We start from the raw sequence: 3903 nt of genomic DNA, 5'->3' as shown, positions 1-3903 counted from the left end.
CCCGCGCTGTCCCCGGGCGGCCACCCGGTACTCGGGCAGCGTGGAAACGCCCCCGAGTGCCCCTGCTTGCCTACGGGTTGGTGCCCGGGGCGACGTACCCCGCGCCGATCCCGTTGTCGGACTCGGGGACGCAGCCGGGGACTTCGCGCACCACCGACATCTGCAGCGTGCCGATCTGCCCGTCGCCGCCCGTCGTCGCCACGAACAGCAGGTGGTCTCCCTTCGGGACGGCACTCGGCCTGATCAGCGAGAAGTGCCCGTTGACCGCGCTCCCCGCGTCGTCTTGGGGGAACACCTTCATGGAGTCGACGGCGTCGTCGTAGAGGACCTTGGCGTGGCACGAGGCCGAGAACGTCATCACCGCCGCGGGAATGCCCGCCTGCTGCAAGGCGGCCTGCAGCCCGGGGATGCCCTTGGGGCTCATCACCTCGACTGCGATCGTGTCGCCCGGCAGGGACTTCACCACGTAGTCGGCGGTGACGATGTCGATGGTGCCGCTCCCGGTGCGGTGCGGAGCGGGCACGGCCGACGGGCCGGCAGCGGGCCGCTCGTCGGTCGTCCCGCCGGCCACCGGCACGGCGACGGCCACGGCGACGGCAGCCGCCACGGCGCCCAGGGCGAACGTCAGCCGACGGCGCGGGGCGCGGCTCCGGGTGCGGTGACCGGTTGCGGTGTCCAGGGCGGTCGCGCGGGCGTTGAGCTCGTCCGCGAGCTGCTGCTTGAAGTGCAGAGGGGCGTTCACTGGGTGGCCTCCAGAACGGCTTCGCGGCTGTCGGTGCGGGTCTGGCCGGTGGTGCGCAGTGCCTTGCGGGCGCGGTGCAGCCGGACCCGGGCGGAGGCCGAGCTGATGCCGAGGGCCTGGGCGGCCTCGCGGGTGGTCAGCCCGTCCAGGACGACCAGGTCGAGCACCTCGCGCAGGGGGTCGGACAGTGCCGCGTGGGCCGCCGCCATCCGGCGGGCGGCGCGGGCGGCGTCGATCCGGCCCTCGATGGCACTGATGTCCTCGTCGTCCAGCAGTCGCCGGCCGGTGATCCGGGCGACCGCGTGCAACTCGCGGGTGCAGCCCCGGAAGTGTGCGGAGATGACGTTGCGGGATATGCCGTACAGCCAGGCGACGGGCGCGCCGCGCCGGGCGTCGTACGTGTGCGCGTTCTCCAGCGCGGCCACGAAGATGTCCGCCGTGAGATCGGCGGCCAGGTGCGGGCTGTCGACGCGCCGGGTGACGAAGCCCAGCACCGCGTCGAACTGCTGCTCGTAGAAGACGGCGAACCCGGCGGGGTCGCGCACGGGTGGTGCTGTCGGATGCTGCGCTGGCACGGATGACTCCTTTGAGCAGGGCGGCGTGTGGTGCCTTACACCTCTACTTGGCCGCAGCGCCCGGAAGCGTTACATCCCTCGCCGGCCTTCGACTCCAAGGCCGTTGCTCCAGGGCTGTTGTGCCCTGGTATGCCGGGAACACTACCGGCCGGTGCGGAGCCCGCTCGGCCCGGCCGGATCGCAACCCCGCCAAGAAACTGCATCATGAGTGCAAAAAGATTCCCAAGTGGGGCGTGAGGCGGATGGGGACGGGTATCAGGAGGTCGCCAGGTGATACGCACCAGCCCTGAGGGTTGGGAGGAATTCGCATGGACACGCGCACCGGCCGGCCGGCGCTCACGGTCGGGAACATCTCCCTGTCGTTCCACAGGGCGGCGGCCGCAGTCGTCCGCCGGGTCCTGGAGGACGCAGGGCACGAAGTGCGGACGGTCGAGGCTCCTCATCAGGAGCTCTTCGCGATGCAGGCCGCGGGAGAGGTCGACGTGCTGGTCTCGGCGTGGCTGCCCGCCAGTCACGGGAAGTACGTGGCCCCCTACCGCGACCGCGTCGAGGTGCTGCCGGCGCACTACGAACCGTATTGCGTCTGGGCCGTACCGCCCTGGCTCCCCGAGGAGCAGGTCGCTGGGGTGGCCGACCTGACGCGCCCCCGGGTCGCCGAACGGATGACGAAGGTCATCGACGGGATCAACCCCGGCGCGGGCATCAGCCGCTTCTCCGCCCGCATGGTCCGGGAGTACGGACTGGACCGGCACGGATACGCATTCCTGCCCGGAACCGAGCGGTCCTTCACCGACCGCGTCGAGCGCGGAATCGCCGCGCGCGAGTGGTTCGTGATCCCGATCTGGCGGCCCCAGTACCTGAACCTGCTGCACGACCTGCGGCCGCTGGCCGAGCCCATGGGCCTGCTGGGCGGCGTCGACCACGCCGGCCCCGTGGTGACCCGACGCGCCATGAACCGCATCGCCCCCCGGGCGTTGGAGCGGCTGCGCGTACTGCACCTCGGCAATGACGGCGTCGAGGCGATCGACAAGCTGATCAACGTCGACGGCCTGGCGCCCCTCGACGCCGCCGACCACTACCTGAGCCGAGCCACCGGCACGGCTCGTTGACCCCCGCGTCTCACGTACGCACCGTTCATCAAGGACAGAACCGCCATGAACCACCCAGCCTCCAATCTCGGCCTTGACCACATCGCCCTGCGGGCCTACGACCTCGACGCCACCGTCCGCTTCTACACCGAAGCCCTGGGCTTCCGGTTCGTGTACGAGTGGACCGCTCCGGAAGCCGGCGTCAACCGCTGCGTCTTCCTCGACGCGGGCGACGACCGCGTGATCGAGCTCTTCGACGCCCTCTCCACCCCGCCCGGCGGGTCGGCGCGGCCCCTCGACGCCCTCGTCCGTCCGAGCGACGACGAGCGCGCCCGGTCGGCCGCCCTGGTCCACTTCGCCATCCGCACTGCGGACCCCTCCGCGCTCTTCGCACGAGCCGTCGCCGCCGGAGCCCGGCCGCTGATGGAACCGACGCTGGTGGAAGCCAAGGGCGCCACCGGCACCATGCCACTGGAAGTCGGCTTCGCCTACGGACTCAACGGCGAGGTCATCGAGTTCATCAAGCGCCCCACCCCCGATGCCTGACGATGGGTCCGGACACCGAGTCGACCCGCTTCTCGTCCCCGGCATCCCGTCCCCGGGGGGGGGGGGGGGCACGCCCCCCCCCGGGGGGGGGCGGGGCCCGCCCCCTCCGCGTGCGGGTCCGCACGCGGTGCGGGACCTCAGGCGGGCGCCGGGGCCGACAGACGGCCTCCGGTCATCCAGATGCGCGACATCGCCTCGGCCAGGGCGGGGAACCGGGCTGCCTCGCAGATCATCTCCGAGAGCACGAGCATCCCGTGTGCGGTGCACTTCGGATCGCGGTTCCGGTGCAGCCAGAGCACCGCGTTGCCCAGGGGCCGGCGTCCCAGGAAGACCCCCGAACGCCGCACGGCCGCGGCCGTCTCGAGGTCGGAGCGCCCCCCGCCGAACGGCAGGACCTCGGTCCGGCGGATCCCGGGAGGCGCGACGGAATCCTGTACGTGGCGGACGCACGCTTCAGGCGGAGCCTGTCCGTTCTCGAACGTGTTGCGGAATCCGGCGATGCGCATGCCGGCGCTCTGCAGGCGGAGCTCGATGTAGAGCTCGACGGACAATCCCCGCAGCTGAACGCGCAACGGCAGGTGGGCCACTTCGCCCGGCCCGCGCGAGGCTCCGCCGAAAAAGCCCCGGGCATCCTCGGCCCTCGACCGGATGGTCGAGGTCAGGAGCCGGTACTCGTCCACCGAAGCGTCCGTCGGGGAAAACGACAAAGGTTTCAGCATGGCCGCTCACCTCACGGGAGTTCGCCGGAAATCGGCATTCCCTGAAGTAATCCGGCCGCGTTCGATTCGGTCTCGCCGCACTCACGCATGCGCATTCACCGCCTTCGACATCATCCCCGTCGCAGGGTTCGGATCGATGCGGTCCTTTGTAGTCGCGGAAGTGGTGGCCGGGCGAATTGTTGGCCTCTGTTGCTAAGAAATCGGTGCGCGCCGGACACCGGACCGGCCCACCG

Annotated in this window: 5 protein-coding genes; 2 read left to right on the top strand and 3 right to left on the bottom strand. The window is 71.1% G+C overall.

Annotation, left to right across the window (positions count from 1 at the left end):
- Positions 1-70: 70 nt before the first annotated feature.
- Together ACFXA3_RS23720 and ACFXA3_RS23715 are read right to left on the bottom strand one after the other, a co-directional pair.
- Positions 71-742: a hypothetical protein gene (locus ACFXA3_RS23720; protein ID WP_385189800.1), complete on the bottom strand. Its 672-nt coding sequence runs from the start codon at positions 740-742 to the stop codon at positions 71-73.
- Complete coding sequence (locus ACFXA3_RS23715) at positions 739-1317, bottom strand: RNA polymerase sigma factor (RefSeq protein ID WP_385189798.1); 579 nt, start codon at positions 1315-1317, stop codon at positions 739-741. Before ACFXA3_RS23715 ends, ACFXA3_RS23720 begins: the two co-directional genes overlap by 4 nt.
- Positions 1318-1625: 308 nt before the next feature.
- Here ACFXA3_RS23715 and ACFXA3_RS23710 point away from each other — a divergent pair, with 308 nt between their 5' ends.
- Both ACFXA3_RS23710 and ACFXA3_RS23705 read left to right on the top strand, forming a co-directional pair.
- Complete coding sequence (locus ACFXA3_RS23710; RefSeq protein WP_385189795.1) at positions 1626-2426, top strand: glycine betaine ABC transporter substrate-binding protein; 801 nt, start codon at positions 1626-1628, stop codon at positions 2424-2426.
- Between the two features lie 45 nt (positions 2427-2471).
- Positions 2472-2951, top strand: a complete 480-nt coding sequence (locus ACFXA3_RS23705; protein WP_385189792.1) for a VOC family protein — start codon at positions 2472-2474, stop codon at positions 2949-2951.
- A gap of 137 nt (positions 2952-3088) precedes the next feature.
- On the opposite strand, the gene ACFXA3_RS23700 is transcribed toward ACFXA3_RS23705, so the two are convergent.
- On the bottom strand, positions 3089-3658 hold the full coding sequence (locus tag ACFXA3_RS23700) for a ribosome-inactivating family protein (RefSeq protein WP_385189790.1): 570 nt from the start codon (positions 3656-3658) through the stop codon (positions 3089-3091).
- Between the last annotated feature and the right edge of the window lie 245 nt (positions 3659-3903).

This window comes from Streptomyces sp. NPDC059456 (assembly GCF_042750055.1).
Classification (GTDB): domain Bacteria; phylum Actinomycetota; class Actinomycetes; order Streptomycetales; family Streptomycetaceae; genus Streptomyces.
Note: the sequence above shows the minus strand (reverse complement) of the source record. Positions and strands in the feature narration are given on the sequence as shown.